A 19,126-nucleotide genomic window follows, 5' to 3' on the forward strand; every position below is an offset into this window, starting at 1 on the left:
CCCGAGAAGCGCAGAATGCTGTGGCGGTTTTCCAGGCCGAGGTAGGTAACGAGGAGCACTCGGCCTGAACTCACAATAACTCTGGAGACCCGATGGCCATCACCACCCCACCCACCTCACCGGTCGGCGGCGCAGGTACGCTGCCGCCTCAATCCACCAGCGCATTTGAAGAAGCCACGTACCGCAAGGTGACGTGGCGACTGGTTCCGTTCCTGCTGCTGTGCTACGTGGTCGCGTACCTCGATCGCGTCAACGTGGGCTTTGCCAAGCTGCAAATGCTCAACGACCTCAAGTTCAGCGAGACCATCTACGGCCTTGGCGCCGGCATCTTCTTCATCGGCTACTTCCTCTTTGAAGTGCCGAGCAACGTGATCCTGCACCGGGTGGGCGCGCGCATCTGGATCGCGCGGATCATGATCTCGTGGGGCGTGATCTCGGCGGCCATGATGTTCGTGACCACGCCGGCCATGTTCTACGTCATGCGCTTCCTCCTGGGCCTGGCAGAAGCCGGCTTCTTCCCGGGCATCATCCTGTACCTCACGTACTGGTATCCGGCGCAGCGGCGCGGGCGCACCACCACCTTCTTCATGACGGCGATTGCGCTGTCGGGCGTGATCGGCGGCCCCATCTCGGGCTGGGCGATGAAGGCGTTTGCCGGCGTCTACGGCCTGGCCGGCTGGCAGTGGATGTTCCTGATCGAAGGCATTCCGTCGATCATCGTCGGCATCTTCGTGCTGGCGTATCTGGACGACCGCATCACCCACGCGAAGTGGCTGACCGACGAAGAGAAGGCGCTGCTCGCCCGCAACATCGCCGCGGAAGACGCCGGCAAGGAAGACCCGCCCATCGGCACCGTCCTGGCCAGCCCGCGCGTATGGCTGATGAGCCTGATTTACTTCACCTTCGTGATGGGCCTGTATGGCGTGAGCTTCTGGCTGCCCACGCTGATCAAGCAGACCGGCGTGGCCGATCCGTTCTCAGTGGGCTTGCTGACGGCGATTCCGTACGGCGCGGCCGTCGTCGCGATGGTCTTGGTGGCCCGCAGCGCCGATCGCCTGCGCGAGCGCCGCTGGCACATCGCGATTCCGGCGGTGGTGGGCGCGGCCGGGCTCGTGCTGTCGGCCGTCTGGCACGCCGATACCACGCTGGCCATGGCAGCGCTCACGCTCGGCACCATGGGCATCCTCACCACGTTGCCGCTGTTCTGGAGCCTGCCGACCGCCTTCCTGGCCGGCACCGGCGCTGCCGCGGGCATTGCGCTGATCAACTCGCTGGGCAACCTCGCGGGCTTCCTGAGCCCCTACGCCGTCGGCTGGCTGAAAGACGCTACGAAGAGTACCGATTCGGGCATGTACATGCTGGCCGCATCGATGGTGCTGGGCGCGATTCTCACGCTTTCCGTGCCGGCGCGGATGGTGAACAAATAGGCGCCCGTCACCCGCAAGAAAAAAGGCCGGGATGACCCCGGCCTTTTTCATTTCACGGCAAGCAAGGCGCTTTGCCGATAGTGTCGCTGGGCGTCTTCCATCCGCTCCGTCTGCTCGAACATCTGGGCGAGCGCCAGGTGCGCATGAGCGCGCAAGTTGCCGGAATGATCTGCATCGGCATACTTCAGCGCCGATTCCAGACTCGACTGCGCTTTGCCCCAGAGCTGCTCCTTGAAGCACAACATGCCGAGCGTGTAGAACAGGTCGGCATCCACCGGATGCTGGCCGAGCCATTTCTCGGCTTGCTGGATCAGCGGCAGTGCCTTGCCCGGCACGGCGCAATCGGCATAGCGGCGGATCAGACGGCCATCCCAATGCGCCTTCAAGCCGTCTTCGACGATGCGTTTGGCGTCATCCGTGCGACCGAGCTGCGCAAAATACAGCGCCGCCTGTGAGGCAATGCGGGGCGAGCGGCGCTCCTCCGTGGTGAGTTCGCGCCAGAAGCCGTTGAGGGCATCGGCATCGTGGCGGCGCTCGGCCAGCAGCGTTTCACACGCCATCTGCTTGAGACGCGCGGCCAACACCGAATGGATCGCGTTGCGCTTTTCCAGTGCGCGCGTGAGGCGCAGCACCTCGCCCCAATTCTTCAGATGCTGATGCGCGCGCAATGCAATGCGCTGCGCCTGAATCTGCCGCGAACCCTGCGATTGCAATTGCGCGATCTTCTCCAGCGCGCCTTCGGCATCGCGCGCATCGACCAGCAATTCCGCCATCGACACGAGCTTGGCCTGCTCACGATCGGGCGAGGCGACTTCCGCCATCCACGCGTCGCGGCGTTCGGTTTCCTGCATGCGGTGTGCGGCACGCGCGCCGATCAGTGCGGCCGTCTCGCGCTGTGGCTCCCAGGCCTGGGCTTCTCGCGCCTGGCGCTCCGCATGGCCGAAGCGGCCGGCAAACAGGCTTTCCATCGCTTCGCGCAGCGCGGCGGATGCCTTCAGGATGCGATTGCGCTCGCGATACGCCGCAGCACGCGCCGGCATACCGGCCACATGGTGGAAGAGCCGCATCACGAGATGCAGCACCACGAACGTCGCCAGCAGTGCCGCTAGCACGAAGTTCAGCGACATCTCCACCCGGTACGGCGGGTAGAACAGCACGACGTTGCTCAGGTTCAGTTCAGTTAACAGCGCCAGCCCGACGGCGGCGGCAAACAGGAGCGCGACCCAGAATACCCAGCGCATGGTCACTCCTTGCCCGAACCGCGCACGGCGGCAAGGCTGTCGGCCAGCGTCGGCACCTGCAGCGTGCCCACCGTCGCGCGCACCTGTGCCAGCTGGTTCTGCACCGTGGTCACGCGCGAAGACTGCGTATCGAAGTAACGCGCGAGCAGCGTATCGGCGCGACCGAGATCGGCGCGGAATACGGCGTCATTGCGCGAGAGCAGCGCCAGGCGCGCATTCATCAGGCGCAGCTTGAGGTTTTCGCGCAGGAACCACGCCTGGTCGGAAGACAGCAGCAGCGCCTCGGTCTGATCGACGCGGCGGACCTGCACAATCTGGCCGAGTTCGCCTCGCACGTCGTTCCACAAGCGGCCCCACCAGGCGCGTACGCCAGCAGACCAGCCGGCGTTTGGCGGCGTCGATGCCACCGGTGCCGACGCAGCCTGCGCCTTGGCATTTTTCGTGGATTTCGCGGCAGCATGCGGCGCCTGCGCAGCCTGTTCCGTCTCCAGCGGCTGGGCCGACGAGATGAGCGGCAGTGTATCGACCGCGTTGATGGCGTCATCCAGCCGCAGCGCGGCACCGGCCAGATCCAACGACGGCATCGACTTGAGCTTGGCGATGTCGCGCGATACCGCGCGGCGTACCGCGTTGAACTGTGGTTTGTCGAGCGTGGCCAGGCGCGCATCGACCGTTTGCAGCGCCGCCAGTGCGCCCGCGACGTTGCCCGTCAGTTGCAGCTGCTCGGCGGTGACTTCCAGCGAACGCTGGACCTCGGCGCGCTGCCAGTCGTCGCGGTTGCGCAGGAGGTCTTGATTGGCCTGCTCCAGCGCAGCCTGGCGATCGCGCGTTTCCGCGGTACGGGCATCCAGCGCGCCGAACTTCTGCTGCAGTTGGGAAACCGAATCCTGATCCGCGCGGGACAGCACGCGCATCTCCTGCGCCAGCGCTTCGTTCGTCTGGGCGTGCTGGCGGATCTCGCGTGCAAGGCGCTCGTTGCGCACCTGCAGCGCGGCCACCGCCGCCACGACGGCCACCAGGACTACCCAAATCAACCAACCGCCGCGAGCTGGCGCATGGTTGACCGTCATGGTGGGCGCAAACGCTGCAGGCGCGGGGGCCGGCGTGGGCGTGGCGGCGGCCGGCGCGGATTCCGGTGCGGATGTCGAAGCGGGAGCGGACGAGGGAACGGGAGTCTGCGTCACAGTGGAAGAAGAAGTAGACGGGGTTGATTCAGCCGGCGCCGCTGGCGACCCATGCTCGGGCACCGATACCGGCCCGGCCCAGGCGAGCACGCTGGCGAGCAGCCGGTCGTCGCCGGCGCCGGTCAGCGTCACGTCGCGAAAGCCCAGCGATTTGGCCTGTTCGACGATGCGGGCGTGCGAAGCAAAGCACGGCGCGCCATGCAGCGTGTCGAGATCGGCCGGCGACAGATTCGCGCGAGCCAGCTCATCGAGATTGCGCACGGCTTCGGAACTGGTAAGCGTCCAGGCATGGCGGGCCGACAGCACCGCTCGCAACGCGAGCCACGCAGCAGCATCGGGCACCGGGACGCTGCGGCGGTAGGCTTCCACCGTGCGGACCGATGCACCGGCTTCGCGCAGTTGATCGGCCAGCCATTCACGGCCACCGTTGCCGCGCACGATCAGCACTTCACGACCGCCGAGCGAAGGCACATCCAACCGCGCGTACAGCGCCTCGGAATCCTGGCGCGCATCGTCGGCATGCGTGTCGGGCTTGATCACGCGGTGCGCGGGCGGCGCAACCCCATGCGTGGCAAGCGCCTGTGCGCTCGCGGGGCCCACCACGGCCACCGGCACTTCCTGCGGCCAGCGAAACCCTTCGGGCATGGCGGCAAAAGCCTGCTGCACGGCGTTGGGGCTCACGAACACGACCAGCGCATAGCGCGAAGGATCGCTCAGCGCGGCACGCAAGTCATCGAGATTGGGCGTCGGCGCAATGTCGAGCAGCGGAAACTGGTGCGTGCGCAGGCCGTGGCGCTCAAGCGCCGCCACCAGCATGGGCGCCTGCGCGCGCGGCCGCGTGACCACCACCACGGGTGGGGGTGCCGGTTGAACAGGCGGCGTGCTGGATGCGGGCGACGATGGTGACAAGCGCGGTGGCAAGTGGTCGTCCATGGCGGGCCGTGGGAGTTAGGTAGCAGGCGGCGCGTCGGCGCCCAGCATGGCAAGGATGTCACGTGCACCGCCGGCCAGCATCTGCTGGGCGACGCGCACACCCAGTGCGTCAGCTTCGGCCAGCGTAGATGGCGTGGCTTCGCCATCTGCGGCAAGTTTGCGGGTGCCGTCCTGCGACGCGACAAAGGCACGCAGGCGCAAGGCGCCCGCGTCCGACCATTGCGCGAAGGAGGCAAGCGGCACCTGGCACGAACCGCCGAGAATGCGCGAAACAGCGCGCTCAGCGGTGACGGCCAGCGCAGTCGGTGCATCGTGCAGCGGCGCGAGGCACGCGCGCACGTCTGCACGATCGGCGCGAATTTCAATGCCGAGCGCACCCTGCCCCGCTGCCGGCAGCGACTCCTCCGGCGCGATGGTGGAGCGAATGCGATCGACCAGCCCGAGGCGCTTGAGCCCGGCGGCAGCCAGGATGATGGCAGCGTAGTCGCCGCGATCGAGCTTGCCGAGGCGCGTATCGAGGTTGCCCCGCAGCGGCTGGATCACCAGATGCGGAAACCGCGCCCGCAACGAAGCCTCGCGGCGCAGGCTCGACGTGCCCACCACGGCGCCGGCAGGCAACGACGCCAGATCGGCGTAGTCGTTGGAAACAAAGGCGTCGCGCGGGTCTTCGCGTTCGAGGATGGTCGACAGCGCAAAGCCTTCCGGCAGTTCCATCGGCACATCCTTGAGCGAATGGACCGCCAGATCGGCACGGCCCTCGGCCAGCGCGACTTCCAGTTCCTTCACAAACAAACCTTTACCGCCCACCTTGGCGAGCGAGCGGTCGAGAATCTGGTCGCCGCGCGTGGTCATTCCAAGGATGGACACGTCGCACGCGGGATAGTATTTTTGCAATGCAGCACGCACGTGTTCGGCTTGCCAGAGGGCGAGCCGGCTTTCGCGCGAGGCAATGACCAGCTTGGTCGGCGCCTGGGCTGCAGGAGTCGTTGCAAGCTGGGATTCGACGGGAGTCGGACGGGCGTTGGAAGACATGCGGCAATGTTAGCACGCAGCTTTTTCGCGACAGTCCGGCTATCACGTTGAAGTGATACAGAAACGAGGGCCCTTCAGGCACCTTCGAGCACCCAACCTAGGAGACACCATGACGCAGCCCGCCGCGCGCCGCGCTTCCTCGCGCGCGACCACCGCCCGCAAGGCTTCCGCCGCCCCCGCCAAGACCAGCAAGACCCCCAAGGCCATCAAGACAGCCAAGCCCGCCGCGAAACCGGTGGCCAAGGCCAATGGCGCGGACGAAGCCAATGGCGCATCACTCGGCCCCACTTCCCGACGCTCGTCGGGCAGCGCCGCGGCCAAGGATCAGCCGCTGAAGGAAGACATCCGCTTCCTCGGGCGCCTGCTGGGCGACGTGCTGCGTGACCAGGAAGGCGGCACGGTTTTCGAAACCGTCGAGACCATCCGCCAGACCGCCGTGCGCTTCCGCCGCGACGGCGACCGCCAGGCTGAGCAGGATCTCGACCGGCTGCTGAAAACGCTCTCGCGCGACCAGACCACGTCGGTGGTGCGCGCCTTCAGCTACTTCTCGCATCTGGCGAACATCGCCGAAGACCAGCATCACAATCGCCGCCGCCGCGTGCATGCGCTGGCCGGATCGCCGCCGCAGCCGGGCAGCCTGATGCGCGCGCTGCTCTCTGCCGCAGACGAAGGCCTGTCGGGCGACGAGCTGCGTCGCTTCTTCGAGACCGCGCTGATCGTGCCGGTGCTGACCGCGCACCCGACCGAGGTGCAGCGCAAGAGCACGCTCGATGCGCAACGCGAAATCGCGCGCTTGCTGGCCGAACGCGACGCACCGCTGACCACGCGTGAACGCGAGCGCAACACGGCGCTGCTGCGCGCCCACGTCACCAAGCTGTGGCAAACGCGCATGCTGCGCACCACGCGCCTGATGGTGGCCGATGAGATCGAAAACGCGCTGTCGTATTACCAGACCACTTTCCTGCGCGAAATCCCGGCGCTGTACCGGGAGCTGGAAGAAGACATCGCGACCGTGTTCCCGCGTCGTGGCGCACGCGGCGAGCCGGCCCCGCTGCCGCCCTTCTTCCAGATGGGCTCGTGGATCGGCGGCGACCGCGACGGCAATCCCTTTGTCACGGCGACAACGTTGCGCGACGCGGCACAAAAGCAGGCAAGCGTGATCCTGGCGTGGTACCTGGAAGAGATCCACGCGCTGGGCGCGGAACTATCGATGTCGACGTCGCTGGTGGATGTAAGCGCGGAGCTGCAGGCGCTGGCCGAGCGCTCGCCCGACCACTCCGAACATCGCGCGGACGAGCCGTACCGCCGTGCGCTGATCGGCGTCTATGCGCGACTGGCGGCCACCTGCCGCGAGCTGACCGGTGAAGACGCCGGCCGCCACGCCGTCGGGCCCGCTCCGGCTTACAGCAACGCAGAAGAACTGCGCGCCGACATCCAGACCGTGATCGATTCGCTGGCGGCGCACCACGGCGAGGTGCTGGCCGACGCGCGGCTCGCATCGCTGGCGCGCGCGATCGATGTGTTCGGCTTCCATCTCTCATCGATCGATTTGCGGCAGGTGTCGGACGTGCACGAAGCGACCGTCGCCGAGCTGTTGAAGGTGGCCGGTGTGGAAGGTGCGTATGCGGCGCTGTCCGAGGCTGACAAGCGCACGCTGCTGCTGCGCGAGCTGCAACAGCCGCGCGTGCTGACGCTGCCGTTCCACGCGTACAGCGAGCAGACCACGTCGGAAATCGACATCTTCCGCGCCGCGCGCGAGGTGCGTGCCCGCTACGGCAATCGCATCGTGCGCAACTACATCATTTCGCACACCGAGACGCTGTCCGACCTGCTGGAAGTGATGCTGCTGCAGAAGGAAGCCGGTATGTTCCGCACGGGCGCCAATGGCAGCGGCAGCGCCGCGCTGGACGTCATGGTGATCCCGCTGTTTGAAACCATCGAAGACTTGCGCAACGCTCCCGAAATCATGGGCGACCTGTTGGCCCTGCCCGGCTTCGATTCCGTGCTGGCCGCGCAGGGCAACGAGCAGGAAGTGATGCTCGGCTATTCGGATTCCAACAAGGACGGCGGCTTCCTCACCTCCAACTGGGAGCTGTACAAAGCCGAGCTGGCGCTGGTGGAACTGTTCGAGCGCAAGGGCGTGCGCCTGCGCCTGTTCCACGGCCGCGGCGGCACGGTGGGCCGAGGCGGCGGCCCGACCTACCAGGCCATCCTGTCGCAGCCGCCGGGCACCGTGAACGGCCAGATCCGTCTGACCGAACAAGGCGAAATCATCTCCAGCAAATTCGCCAATCCGGAGATCGGCCGGCGCAACCTGGAGACCATCGTCGCGGCCACGCTGGAAGCGACGCTGCTGCCTACGCGCAACCGCCCCAAGGGCCTGGAAGAGTTCGAAGCCGCCATGCAGGCGCTGTCGGACAACGCCTTTGCCGCGTACCGCAACCTCGTCTACGAGACCCCTGGCTTCAAGGACTACTTCTTCGCCACCACACCGATCACCGAGATTGCCGACCTGAACCTCGGTTCGCGCCCGGCCTCGCGCAAGCTGATGGACAAGAAGCACCGCCGCATCGAAGACCTGCGTGCGATTCCGTGGGGCTTCTCATGGGGCCAATGCCGCCTGTTGCTGCCGGGCTGGTTCGGCTTTGGCAGCGCGGTGCAGCGCTGGTTGGACGATGCGGGCAACGCCAAGGCCCGCGCCGCCCGCCTGACCACGCTCAAGCGCATGCACAAGCAGTGGCCGTTCTTTGCGAACCTGCTGTCGAACATGGACATGGTGCTGTCCAAGGCCGATCTGAACGTGGCCTCGCGCTACGCGCAGCTCTGCGATGACCGCAAGCTGCGTAACGCGGTGTTCTCGCGCATCTCGGCGGAGTTCACGTTGACCGAGCAGATGCTGGCCGCCATCACGGGGCAGTCGGAGCGCCTGGCCGACAACCCGCTGCTGGCGCGCTCCATCAAGAACCGCTTCCCGTACCTCGACCCGCTGAACCATTTGCAGGTCGAGCTGCTCAAGCGCTTCCGCTCAGGCAAGGCCGGCAGCGACGATGCACGCGTGCGGCGCGGCATCCATCTGTCGATCAACGGGATTGCCGCGGGCCTTCGCAATAGCGGCTGATCAGGCAGCCAGCGCGGTGGCGGCCGGGCGTCGGCTGATCCACGCCATCGCCATCGCGCCGGCGTACGACAGCGTCATCAGGCCAAACACCATCGGCGAGGCGTGCGCCAGCTCGGGCACCACCGTCACGACGGCGCCCGCCGCTGCCACGCCCAGCAAACTGCCCGTCTGCCGCGCGGCGTTGAGCAAGCCCGACGCCGTGCCGGCCAGCTCGCCCGGCGCCGCTGACAGGATCGTCGAGGTCATCGGCGCAATCGCCAGCGCGGTACCGCCGCCGTAAGCCACCATCGTCGCGCTCACCACCCACAGGTGCGCATGGCCCGTCAGCGCAGCCGACGTTGCCAGCAAACCCGCTGCGCCGATCAAGAGGCCACTCAGCATCATCGTCGGCGTGGAAAAATGCGCCATCAGCTTGCCGGCGAAGATGTTGCCCGCCGACAGGCTCACCGCCATCGGCAGCATGACGAGGCCGGTCTGCCGTGCGCTGAGATGTTCGACGTTCTGCAAATGCAGGCTCAGCACGAACAGGGCACCGTAATAGCCGAAATTCAGCAGGAACCCCACGCCGTTGACCGTGCCCAGCGTGCGATGCCCCAGCCAGGCCAGCGGCACGAGCGGTGCGCGCGCACGGCGTTCGGCCACAACGAACAGCGCACCGGCCACCACCGTCAGCAGCGCGGCACCCCACACCCAGGGCGATCGCGCGCCCCGCACCGGCCACTCGATCGCAGCAAAACACAGCGCCGCGAGCATTACGGCGCTCGTCACCTGTCCCGCCCAGTCGAACGGCTTGGCCCGTGCCGGCGTGTCGTTGCGCACGATCATCCACGTGCCCAGCATGCCGACCACACCCAGCGGCACGTTGATCAGGAAGGCGCTGCGCCAGCCGTATGTGTCGACCAGCACGCCGCCCAACGCCGGGCCCACGGCTGCGGCAGTCGCGACGATGGCGCCCCACAGGCCGATGGCCCAGGCGCGCTCGCGCGGGTCCTGAAACGTGCTGCGTATCAGCGACAGCGAACTCGGCAGAAACATCGCCGCGCCCACGCCCTGCAGGATGCGCGCGGCAATCAGCGTGGTCACGGAAGGCGCCACTCCACAACCGGCTGATGCAACGATGAAGACCGCCATTCCCGCCATGAACACGGTTCGCGCGCCAATGCGATCGCTCAGCAAACCGCCCGTGAGGATGAACGCGGCAAACGCCAGCGTGTAGCCGTCAACGATCCAGGCAAGTTCTGCGACGCTGCTGTGCAGGCTGTCGCGCATGGCGATGAGCGCCACGTTGACCACGGTGGTGTCGAGCACTGCCATGAACACGCCCGACGTGAGAATGCCCAGCGTGGCGTTGCGGCGCCACCGGCTGAGGTCGGGTTGCAAGTCAGCCCGGGGCGCCGCTCCCATGGAGTTGGCGTTGCATGAAGACATGGCGGAATCGTTTGGAAATTTCATGCAGCCCAGTGTAGGCTGGGGATTGCATGCAAAAAAGCAGCGTTTTTGCATCGCACCACTGCAAATCTGCATCATCCATTGACGAACATTCGGAGCCTGACGTGAACTGGGATAACGGACGCTTTTTCCTGGCCGTGGCGCGCACCGGCACGCTGCGCGGTGCGGCCCAGCGCCTGGGCGTGGATCAGGCCACGGTGGGCCGCCGCATCGCCGCGCTGGAAGACGAGCTGTCAGCCAAGCTCTTCTTGCGGACGTCGACCGCGCTGGTGCTCACCCCGGCCGGAGAAGCGCTGATCGGTCCGGCCGAAGCGATGGAGCAGGCGGCGCACACCATCGAGCGCCGCGTTGCCGGCATCGACGATCAACTCGCCGGCACGATCCGCGTGGCCACGACCGACACCATGGCCGCCACGTTTGTGCTGCCGGCCATCGCGCAGCTGCGGCAGCGGCATCCGGGCATCGACGTCGTCTGCATGGCGTCCAAGAGCATTGCCAACCTCACCAAGCGCGAGGCCGACGTGGCCGTGCGCACGCTGCGGCCCGATTCTCCGGACCTCATCGCGCGGCGCATCGGACAAATGGAAACCGGCATCTATGCGAGCCGCAGCTACGTGGCCGCGCGTGGCGAGCCCGAGGAAGGGACGGCCTTTGCGGGGCACGATCTCGTGCTCTATCCGCGCAACGAAGTGCCGTGGATGTGGGAAGACCTCTGCGGCGAGCCCATTACGCGCGGGCGTGTCGTCTTGCAGAGCAACTCGGCGCTGGCGCTGTTCGAGGCGGTGGCCGCAGGCATTGGCATGACAGAACTGGTGTGCAGGCGTGCGCAGGCCTATCCGCAACTTGTGCGCGTGTTGCCCAATCGGCGCAGCATGCAGGACGTCTGGCTCGTGACGCACGCCGATCTGCACAAGACCGCGCGCGTGCGTGCCCTGCTCGATTGCATCGTCGAAGCGTTCGACGCGCCAAAAAAAACCGCCACACCGTAACGAGCGGCCGGTGTGGCGGCCCAACAAACCGCTTAGCTGATGAACGCGACGGGCACCGGGTCTTCACCCAGCGCCGAGAGCAGCACCGCCCAATGCATCGTCTCGTCGCCCAGGATGCTGGCGGCGGCCTTGGCGAGGTCGCGCGTGTAGAAGCTCGGTATCACGCCCAGGTAGGCCGAGGCAGCGCCCTTCTCCAGGCCCGCGGCAAAACGCAGCACGTCGGCCTGCGTCTTCAACTGGCTGACCGGAAAGTTGTATTCCGCCGCCGTTTTCTCCATGACCGGCGTGCCGCCCAGCTTGGAGACCGCGCCTGCCAGCACCGACGCATGCGCCTTGTGGTGGCCCTGGAACTTCACCGCCGTTGCGAGCACGGGCTTTTGCAACAGGCCGCTTTCCGCGCCCACCTGATAGGCGGCAATGGCCTGATATTCGAGGCCCAGCGCCACGTTCAGGATGTTGACGTCGTCTTTCACGCTGCCCGATTGCGTCTGCGCCCAGGCCGGCATCGACTGCCCCAGCGACACCGCCGCCAGCGAGCCCAGCGCCATCAGCCCCGGCGCGCGCAGCAGCACGCGACGACGCGCATCGATGCGCGGGCTGTCGCTGGCCAACTGATCCATCTCTTGGGTTGTATCCATCGTCGATCTCCTTGCATTGTGGGAAGGAAGCGCGACCCGTGCGGTACGAAGTCCGAATCGCGGGCGTTTATCCACCGCCTGATCGCTTGTACGAACGGCGTACCCAACTGGATGCAAAAAAACCTCAGCGCCTTTCACGTGAATTCACCCACGGGCACGGTTTGTACCTACACTTTGGGCAAAACCGTCCACAGAAAACTGCCCACGTGCTCTCCTATCAGCGCTCCGCCGAAGACCCTGCCGAGCAACCTGCCGACCCGCCAGCGACGTCCGCGGCAGCGCGCCCCCCGAGCGCCGACGCTGAAGAGCTGGCCGCATTGCTGCAACGCATCAGCCTGGGCGACCGCGACGCCCTGCGCACGCTATATACGCGCTGCGCACCGAAACTGTTTGGGCTCGCGCTGCGTATCTTGGTCAGGAAGGACTGGGCCGAGGACGTTTTGCAAGAAAGTTTCGTCAACATCTGGCGCCATGCCGGCGATTACCGCCCGCATCTGGCCGCCCCCATGACGTGGATGACCACCATCGTGCGCAACCGTGCACTCGATTGCCTGCGTCGGCAGCATGCCGAGCGCGTGCAGGAATCCGTGCCCCTGGACGACGCCTACGCCGATGTCCTGGCCGACCACGCCCCGGGCCCTGCGGACATCGCGCTCGCCGGTCAGCAGGCCCGCGCGCTGGCCGAATGCCTCAAGCGCCTCGACCCGAAGCAGCGCCAGGTCGTGTCGCTCGCGTATCTGCGTGACCTGTCGCACAGCGAGCTGGCGCAATCGCTGTCGCTGCCGCTGGGCACCGTCAAATCCTGGATGCGGCGGGGGCTGGACCGCCTGCGCGAATGCCTTGGAGCACCGTGATGGACCCGCGCCGCCACCCCGAACTCGTCGACAAGCTGGCCGCTGAATACGCCGTCGGAACGCTGCGCGCCGGCGCACGCCGCCGTTTCGAGCAGATCATTCGCCACGACGCCGCCACGCGCGCGACGGTGGAACGCTGGCAGCGCTATCTGGCCGATCTGCCCGCGCTTCAGCCGGCCACGGCACCGCTGCCGGACATTCTCCGCCGCATCGAAGTGCAACTCGGCTGGCGCGAGCCCGCGCCGGAGCAGAAGGCGCTCTGGCAACGGCTTTGGCAGGGCGCAGGCTTCTGGCGCAGCGCCACGGCGGTCGCGGCGGTGGTCGCGGCGGTGGCGATCGGGCTGAACCTGCGGCTGGCGCAGCAATTGCGCGAAGCGCCTGTCGCTAACGCCGTGGCCGTGCTGCAGGACGCGCAGGCCCAGGCGGCCGTCCTCGTCACCTGGGATGCGCGCACCGGCACGCTGTCGCTCAAGCGACTGGACGCAACGCCGCTCAATACCGAACAGGCCTTGCAGCTCTGGGCGCTGCCGCCCGGCGGGCATCCGCAGTCACTTGGGGTGATCGGGCACCAGCGCGCCGTGCGGCTGACGGTGGCGCAGCCGTTGCGGCAAGTGCCGGCGCTCGCCATCAGCGTGGAACCTCGTGGTGGCTCGCCCAATCCGGAGGGGCCGACGGGGCCGGTGGTCTTCAAGGGCGCGCTGATCGACAGCACGCTGTAGGCACCGCGGCGCGGGGGCCGGAAGGCCCGGCGGGCGATATAATCGCGGTTTCCTGAATTTGCGGCTGGCGCCTCGCCGGCCGCGCTCCTCCTGCTGTCCGCCCATGACCTCCCAACTCGCCAAGAAGGCCGAAGCGTGGTCCGCCCGCTTTAACGAGCCGGTGTCCGATCTCGTCAAGCGCTATACCGCGTCGGTGTTCTTTGACAAGCGCCTCGCACTGTTCGACATCCAGGGCTCGCTGGCGCACGCTGCCATGCTCGCCAAGCAGGGCATCATCGCCGAAGCCGATCGCGCCGCCATCGAAAAGGGCATGGCGCAGATTCGCCAGGAGATCGAGGCCGGCACGTTCGAGTGGAAGCTGGATCTGGAAGACGTGCACCTGAACATCGAAGCGCGCCTGACCGCCATGGCGGGCGACGCCGGCAAGCGCCTGCACACGGGCCGCTCGCGCAACGACCAGGTCGCCACCGACATCCGCCTGTGGCTGCGCAGCGAGATCGACAACATCGTCGGTCTGCTCAAGGCCCTGCGCAGCGCGCTGCTGGACCTGGCGGAGCAACACACCAACACCATCGTCCCGGGCTTCACGCACCTGCAGGTCGCGCAACCGGTGGTGTTCGGCCACCACCTGCTGGCCTACGTCGAGATGTTCACGCGCGACACCGAGCGCATGCTCGACGCCCGCAAGCGCGTCAACCGCCTGCCGCTGGGTGCCGCCGCGCTGGCCGGTACGAGCTACCCGATCGACCGCGAATTCGTCGCCCAGCAACTCGGCTTTGACGGTGTATGCCGCAACTCGCTGGATGCCGTGTCGGACCGCGACTTCGCCATCGAATTCTGCGCGGCGGCCGCGCTCGTCATGACGCACATCTCGCGCTTCTCTGAAGAGCTGGTGCTGTGGATGAGCCCGCGCGTGGGCTTTATCGACATTGCAGACCGCTTCTGCACCGGCAGCTCGATCATGCCGCAGAAGAAAAACCCGGACGTGCCCGAACTGGCGCGCGGCAAGACCGGCCGCGTCAACGGCCACCTGATCGGCCTGCTCACGCTGATGAAGGGCCAGCCGCTGGCGTACAACAAGGACAACCAGGAAGACAAGGAACCGCTGTTCGACACCGTCGATACCGTGGTCGACACGCTGCGCATCTTTGCCGACATGGTGCCGGGCATCACCGTCAAGGCCGACGCCATGCGTGCCGCCGCGCTGCAGGGCTACGCCACCGCCACCGACCTGGCCGACTACCTGGTCAAGCGCGGCCTGCCCTTCCGCGATGCACACGAAGCCGTGGCCCACGCAGTGCGCGCCTGCGACGACCTGCGTTGCGACCTGGCGGACCTGTCGGTTGCGCAACTGCGTGACATCTGCGGCCTCGGCGACAAGTCCGATCTGATCAGCGACGATGTGCACGCCGTGCTGACGCTGGAAGGCTCGGTCGCTTCGCGCAACCACATCGGCGGGACGGCGCCGGAGCAGGTGAAGCAGGCCATTGCGTTTGCGCGCGCTGCGCTGGCTGAATAATCCGCTGCACGCTCTAAACAAAAGCGCCGTGCTGAGTTGATCAGCGCGGCGTTTTTGTTTGTGACGCACGCTGGCGCGGTCTGGCGAATTGCCGATGTTTGCGAAGCGCGGCTATGCTGCAAGCCAACGCGCACAGGAGGGCCATCCTTGAACGACCAGACGACCGTTGTCGCCCAGCTGGCCGAGTCCCTCGCCGGGGACGCTACTGCCGAGCGGGCGGAAAAAGAAAAGCAATACCTGAAGAGCGACCTCCGCTTCATCGGTGCTTCCGTGCCAACTGTGCGACGAGTGGCCCGCACCTTTGTCGCCGACCGCCCTGCCCTTACTGTGGAAGACCTCAAGGGGCTGGTCGAGGCACTCTGGAATACGCACACCCATGAATTGCGATCTGTGGGAATCGCGGTGCTCGAACTTCGGAGCGACCTGCTCCGCAATTCGGATGTCGGATCGTTAAAGGGCCTGATCGATCGAAGCACGACCTGGGCTCATGTCGACTGGCTTGCGATCAAAGTGGTCGGCGCGCTGGCCACACGGATACCAGCGGTCGAGACGGACATGGACGAATGGTCCGCAGATACGAATTTCTGGGTGCGGCGCAGTGCGCTGTTAGCCAGTCATGACCGACTCGCAGCGGGCCAAGGTGACTTCGAACGTTTCGAACGGCGCGCCGTTCCGATGCTGCAGGAGCGGGAGTTCTTCATCCGAAAGGCAATCGGATGGGTCCTGCGCTCGACCTGCAAAAAAACACCATTGCGAACGATCGGCTTCGTGGAGCGACATGCTGCCGAGATGTCGGCTTTGACTTTCAGAGAAGCGACCCGAGCGCTGGAGCCATCGCAGCAGCAGCGGCTGCAACGCCTGCGGGCGAAGAACCGATAGCGCACGTTTTTTTGCCTGGCAGCGGTCGGTCACACTTCATACAGCCGAATGCGCCCCGGAAGCGCCAAACAAAAAAGCCGCCCGATACTCTCGCGCGGCTTTTCTCTTGGTACGACTGAAACTCAGCGCACGCAGTCGACGAAATATCCCATCTTGCCGTCGACCTCTTCCTCGACCAGCCCGTGGATGTCGGTCTCAAAGCCCGGGAACAGCTTGTTGAACTCACGCGCGAACTGCAGATACTGCACGATCGTCTTGTTGAAGCGCTCGCCCGGAATCAGCAGCGGAATGCCCGGCGGATACGGCGTCAGCAGGATACCGGTGATGCGGCCTTCCAGATCGTCGATCGCGACACGCTCGGTCTCGCGGTGCGCCATCTTGGCCCAGGCATCCGACGGGATCATCGCCGGCTCCATGTCGGACAGGTACATCTCGGTCGTCACGCGGGCCACGTCGTTGGCCTGATAGACGCTGTGGATGCTGTCGCACAGTTCACGCAGGCCGATGCGCTCGTATTGCGGATACTGGCGCACGAATTCCGGCAGCACGCGCCACAGCGGCTGGTTGTTGTCGTAATCGTCCTTGAACTGCTGCAGCTCCGTCACCAGCGAATTCCAGCGGCCCTTGGTGATGCCGATGGTGAACATGATGAAGAACGAGTACAGACCGGTCTTCTCGACGATGATGCCGTGCTCGGCGAGGTAGCGCGTGACGATGGCGGCCGGAATGCCGGAATCGCTGAACTTGCCGTCCACGTCCAGGCCCGGGGTGATGATCGTGGCCTTGATCGGATCGAGCAGGTTGAAGTCTTCGGCCAGGTTACCGAAACCGTGCCAGCGCTCGTTGGCCTTGAGCATCCACGCTGCGCGCTCTTCGATGCCTTCGTCCGACAGGTCGTCCGGGCCCCAGACCTTGAACCACCAGTCGTCGCCGCGGCCGTTGCCGCCATTCGCGCCCAGGTATTCGTGCTCGACCTTGCGCATGGCGCGGCGGAAGTCCAGCGCTTCGGCAATGCTCTCTTCCACCAGCGCGGTGCCGCCCGGCGCTTCCATCATCGCCGCGGCGACGTCGCACGAGGCAATGATCGAGTACTGCGGGCTCGTCGACGTGTGCATCAGATACGCCTCGTTGAAGCGATACGTATCGAGCTTGCGCGTCTCGGAATCCTGCACGAGGATCTGCGAGGCCTGCGACAGACCGGCCAGCAGCTTGTGCGTGCTCTGCGTCGCGTAGACCAGCGCGTCCTTGCTGCGCGGACGGCCGTGGCCGATCGCGTGCATGTTCTCGTAGAACGGGTGGAACGACGCGTGCGGCAGCCAGGCTTCGTCAAAGTGCAGCGTGTCGATTTCGGTCGACAGCATGTTCTTGATCATCTCGGCGTTGTAGAGCACGCCGTCGTACGTACCCTGGGTGATGGTCAGGATGCGCGGCTTCTTGTTTTTGGCCTTGCTGGCAAACGGATGGTCGGCAATCTTCTTGGCGATCGTTTCCGGCTCGAACTCGCTCTTCGGGATCGGGCCGATGATGCCGAAGTGGTTGCGCGTCGGCATCAGGAACACGGGAATCGCGCCCGTCATCATGATCGCGTGCAGATTCGACTTGTGGCAGTTGCGGTCGACCACCACGATGTCGCCGGGCGCCACGTTGGCGTGCCACACCATCTTGTTCGACGTCGACGTACCGTTGGTCACGAAGAACATGTGGTCCGAACCGAAGATGCGCGCAGCGTTGCGCTCAGACGCGGCCACCGGGCCGGTGTGGTCGAGCAGCTGGCCGAGTTCTTCCACGGCGTTGCAGACGTCGGCGCGCAGCATGTTCTCGCCGAAGAACTGGTGGAACACCTGCCCCACCGGGCTCTTCAGGAACGCCACGCCGCCCGAGTGCCCCGGGCAATGCCACGAATACGAGCTGTCCTGCGCGTAGTCGATCAGCGCCTTGAAGAACGGCGGAGGCAGCGAATCCAGGTAATTGCGCGCTTCACGAATGATGTGTCGGGCCACGAACTCGGGCGTGTCCTCGAACATGTGGATGAAGCCGTGCAGCTCGCGCAGCACGTCGTTCGGCAGATGGCGCGAGGTGCGCGTTTCGCCGTACAGGAAGATGGGGATGTCGGCGTTGCGGCGGCGCACTTCGGCCACGAAGGCGCGCAGGTTTTCGACCGCCTCCGGTTCCGGCTTGTCGTTGTCCGGGTTGATGAATTCATCGTCGTCGATCGACACGATGAAGGTGGACGCGCGGCTCGACTGTTGCGCGAACGAGGTCAGGTCACCATAGCTGGTGAGGCCGATGACCTCCATGCCTTCGGTTTCGATGGCCTGGGCCAGCGCGCGAATGCCCGACCCGGAGATGTTCTCGGAGCGGAAGTCCTCGTCAATGATGATGACGGGAAAACGGAATTTCATCGTGGTTCCTTATGGATGAAGCTAAAGGCACCGCTCCGGATACGCCTGAACGCGCGGAAACGGACTACAAAAACTAGGTCTTGGGCAGCGTCACACCGTGCTGGCCCTGGTACTTGCCACCACGATCCTTGTACGAGGTTTCGCATTCCTCGTCGCTCTCGAAGAACAGCACCTGCGCGCAGCCTTCGCCGGCGTAGATCTTGGCAGGCAGCGGCGTAGTGTTGGAGAACTCCAGCGTCACGTAGCCTTCCCACTCGGGCTCGAACGGCGTGACGTTGACGATGATCCCGCAGCGCGCGTACGTGCTCTTGCCCAGACACACCGTCAGCACGGTGCGCGGGATGCGGAAGTACTCCATCGTGCGGGCCAGCGCGAACGAGTTCGGCGGGATGATGCACACATCGCCCTTGAAGTCGACAAACGACTTCTCGTCGAAGTTCTTCGGATCGACGATGGTGCTGTTGATGTTGGTGAAGATCTTGAATTCGTCGGCGCAGCGGATGTCGTAGCCGTAGCTCGACGTGCCGTAGGAAACGATGCGGCGCCCTTCGGATTCGCGCACCTGACCGGGCTCGAACGGCTCGATCATGCCGTGCTGCTCGGCCATGCGGCGGATCCACTTGTCGGATTTGATGCTCATGGAGCGTCCAGATACCTTGGATGAACAAATGGGGGCAGGCTTCGCGGTGCGAAAACTGTCCCCATTTGGTCATGCCAGCCAGGCCGCTGATCTTTGGCCCGG

14 protein-coding genes are annotated in these 19,126 nt (G+C 65.7%); 7 read left to right on the plus strand and 7 right to left on the minus strand.

The window, feature by feature from the left end; all coding sequences use genetic code 11:
• Nucleotides 1-92: 92 nt before the first annotated feature.
• Nucleotides 93-1,427: an MFS transporter gene (locus R2676_RS01440; RefSeq protein WP_206275012.1), complete on the plus strand. Its 1,335-nt coding sequence runs from the start codon at nt 93-95 to the stop codon at nt 1,425-1,427.
• Between the two features lie 47 nt (nt 1,428-1,474).
• Here the strand turns inward: R2676_RS01440 and R2676_RS01445 are convergent, their stop codons facing one another.
• From R2676_RS01445 to hemC, 3 genes are read right to left on the minus strand one after another with little or no spacing between them, the layout of a single operon-like run.
• Complete coding sequence (locus R2676_RS01445) at nt 1,475-2,668, minus strand: heme biosynthesis protein HemY (protein ID WP_206275011.1); 1,194 nt, start codon at nt 2,666-2,668, stop codon at nt 1,475-1,477.
• A 2-nt stretch (nt 2,669-2,670) separates the two neighbouring features.
• Entirely contained in the window at nt 2,671-4,785 is a 2,115-nt protein-coding gene (gene hemDX, locus R2676_RS01450; protein WP_206275010.1) for a fused uroporphyrinogen-III synthase HemD/membrane protein HemX, read from the minus strand.
• A gap of 15 nt (nt 4,786-4,800) precedes the next feature.
• Nucleotides 4,801-5,817 (minus strand): hydroxymethylbilane synthase, encoded by a 1,017-nt coding sequence (gene hemC / locus R2676_RS01455; RefSeq protein WP_206275009.1) that lies wholly within the window; start codon nt 5,815-5,817, stop codon nt 4,801-4,803.
• Nucleotides 5,818-5,926: 109 nt separating this feature from the next.
• On the opposite strand from hemC, the gene ppc reads away from it, so the two are divergent.
• Nucleotides 5,927-8,935, plus strand: a complete 3,009-nt coding sequence (ppc, locus tag R2676_RS01460) for a phosphoenolpyruvate carboxylase (RefSeq protein WP_206275008.1) — start codon at nt 5,927-5,929, stop codon at nt 8,933-8,935.
• Here ppc and R2676_RS01465 read toward each other — a convergent pair whose 3' ends face one another.
• Nucleotides 8,936-10,363: an MFS transporter gene (locus R2676_RS01465; RefSeq protein WP_206275007.1), complete on the minus strand. Its 1,428-nt coding sequence runs from the start codon at nt 10,361-10,363 to the stop codon at nt 8,936-8,938. It abuts the gene before it with no gap.
• 125 nt (nt 10,364-10,488) lie between these two features.
• Between R2676_RS01465 and R2676_RS01470 the strand changes: the two genes are divergently transcribed.
• Nucleotides 10,489-11,373, plus strand: a complete 885-nt coding sequence (locus tag R2676_RS01470; protein ID WP_206275006.1) for a LysR family transcriptional regulator — start codon at nt 10,489-10,491, stop codon at nt 11,371-11,373.
• 32 nt (nt 11,374-11,405) lie between these two features.
• Here the strand turns inward: R2676_RS01470 and R2676_RS01475 are convergent, their stop codons facing one another.
• Complete coding sequence (locus R2676_RS01475; protein ID WP_206275005.1) at nt 11,406-12,011, minus strand: ferritin-like domain-containing protein; 606 nt, start codon at nt 12,009-12,011, stop codon at nt 11,406-11,408.
• A 206-nt stretch (nt 12,012-12,217) separates the two neighbouring features.
• Here R2676_RS01475 and R2676_RS01480 point away from each other — a divergent pair, with 206 nt between their 5' ends.
• The 4 genes from R2676_RS01480 (at nt 12,218) to R2676_RS01495 (ending at nt 15,982) form a co-directional block, all read left to right on the plus strand.
• Nucleotides 12,218-12,865: an RNA polymerase sigma factor gene (locus R2676_RS01480; protein ID WP_027680811.1), complete on the plus strand. Its 648-nt coding sequence runs from the start codon at nt 12,218-12,220 to the stop codon at nt 12,863-12,865.
• Nucleotides 12,865-13,584, plus strand: a complete 720-nt coding sequence (locus R2676_RS01485) for an anti-sigma factor (RefSeq protein ID WP_206275272.1) — start codon at nt 12,865-12,867, stop codon at nt 13,582-13,584. The genes R2676_RS01480 and R2676_RS01485 overlap by 1 nt, the downstream gene beginning before the upstream one ends.
• 103 nt (nt 13,585-13,687) lie before the next feature.
• Nucleotides 13,688-15,103 (plus strand): argininosuccinate lyase, encoded by a 1,416-nt coding sequence (gene argH, locus R2676_RS01490; RefSeq protein ID WP_027680809.1) that lies wholly within the window; start codon nt 13,688-13,690, stop codon nt 15,101-15,103.
• 147 nt (nt 15,104-15,250) lie between these two features.
• The gene (locus R2676_RS01495; protein ID WP_206275004.1) at nt 15,251-15,982 is read left to right on the plus strand and encodes a DNA alkylation repair protein; all 732 of its coding nucleotides are present in this window, start codon (nt 15,251-15,253) and stop codon (nt 15,980-15,982) included.
• Nucleotides 15,983-16,104: 122 nt separating this feature from the next.
• Here R2676_RS01495 and R2676_RS01500 read toward each other — a convergent pair whose 3' ends face one another.
• Nucleotides 16,105-18,384 (minus strand): arginine/lysine/ornithine decarboxylase, encoded by a 2,280-nt coding sequence (locus R2676_RS01500; protein WP_102066592.1) that lies wholly within the window; start codon nt 18,382-18,384, stop codon nt 16,105-16,107.
• A gap of 73 nt (nt 18,385-18,457) precedes the next feature.
• A complete protein-coding gene (dcd, locus tag R2676_RS01505; protein WP_012762552.1) occupies nt 18,458-19,024 on the minus strand; it encodes a dCTP deaminase in 567 nt (188 codons plus the stop codon).
• Between the last annotated feature and the right edge of the window lie 102 nt (nt 19,025-19,126).

Source organism: Ralstonia flatus (assembly GCF_958439105.1).
In the GTDB taxonomy this organism is placed as follows: domain Bacteria; phylum Pseudomonadota; class Gammaproteobacteria; order Burkholderiales; family Burkholderiaceae; genus Ralstonia; species Ralstonia flatus.

Bases quoted from the DNA above. Each gene is read 5' to 3' on its own strand.
- R2676_RS01440 (WP_206275012.1), top strand. From the start codon at position 93: ATGGCCATCACCACCCCACCCACCTCACCGGTCGGCGGCGCAGGTACG.
- hemC (WP_206275009.1), bottom strand. From the start codon at position 5,817: ATGTCTTCCAACGCCCGTCCGACTCCCGTCGAATCCCAGCTTGCAACG.
- hemDX (WP_206275010.1), bottom strand. From the start codon at position 4,785: ATGGACGACCACTTGCCACCGCGCTTGTCACCATCGTCGCCCGCATCC.
- R2676_RS01465 (WP_206275007.1), bottom strand. From the start codon at position 10,363: ATGTCTTCATGCAACGCCAACTCCATGGGAGCGGCGCCCCGGGCTGAC.
- R2676_RS01475 (WP_206275005.1), bottom strand. From the start codon at position 12,011: ATGGATACAACCCAAGAGATGGATCAGTTGGCCAGCGACAGCCCGCGC.
- dcd (WP_012762552.1), bottom strand. From the start codon at position 19,024: ATGAGCATCAAATCCGACAAGTGGATCCGCCGCATGGCCGAGCAGCAC.
- R2676_RS01445 (WP_206275011.1), bottom strand. From the start codon at position 2,668: ATGCGCTGGGTATTCTGGGTCGCGCTCCTGTTTGCCGCCGCCGTCGGG.
- R2676_RS01485 (WP_206275272.1), top strand. From the start codon at position 12,865: ATGGACCCGCGCCGCCACCCCGAACTCGTCGACAAGCTGGCCGCTGAA.
- argH (WP_027680809.1), top strand. From the start codon at position 13,688: ATGACCTCCCAACTCGCCAAGAAGGCCGAAGCGTGGTCCGCCCGCTTT.
- R2676_RS01500 (WP_102066592.1), bottom strand. From the start codon at position 18,384: ATGAAATTCCGTTTTCCCGTCATCATCATTGACGAGGACTTCCGCTCC.
- ppc (WP_206275008.1), top strand. From the start codon at position 5,927: ATGACGCAGCCCGCCGCGCGCCGCGCTTCCTCGCGCGCGACCACCGCC.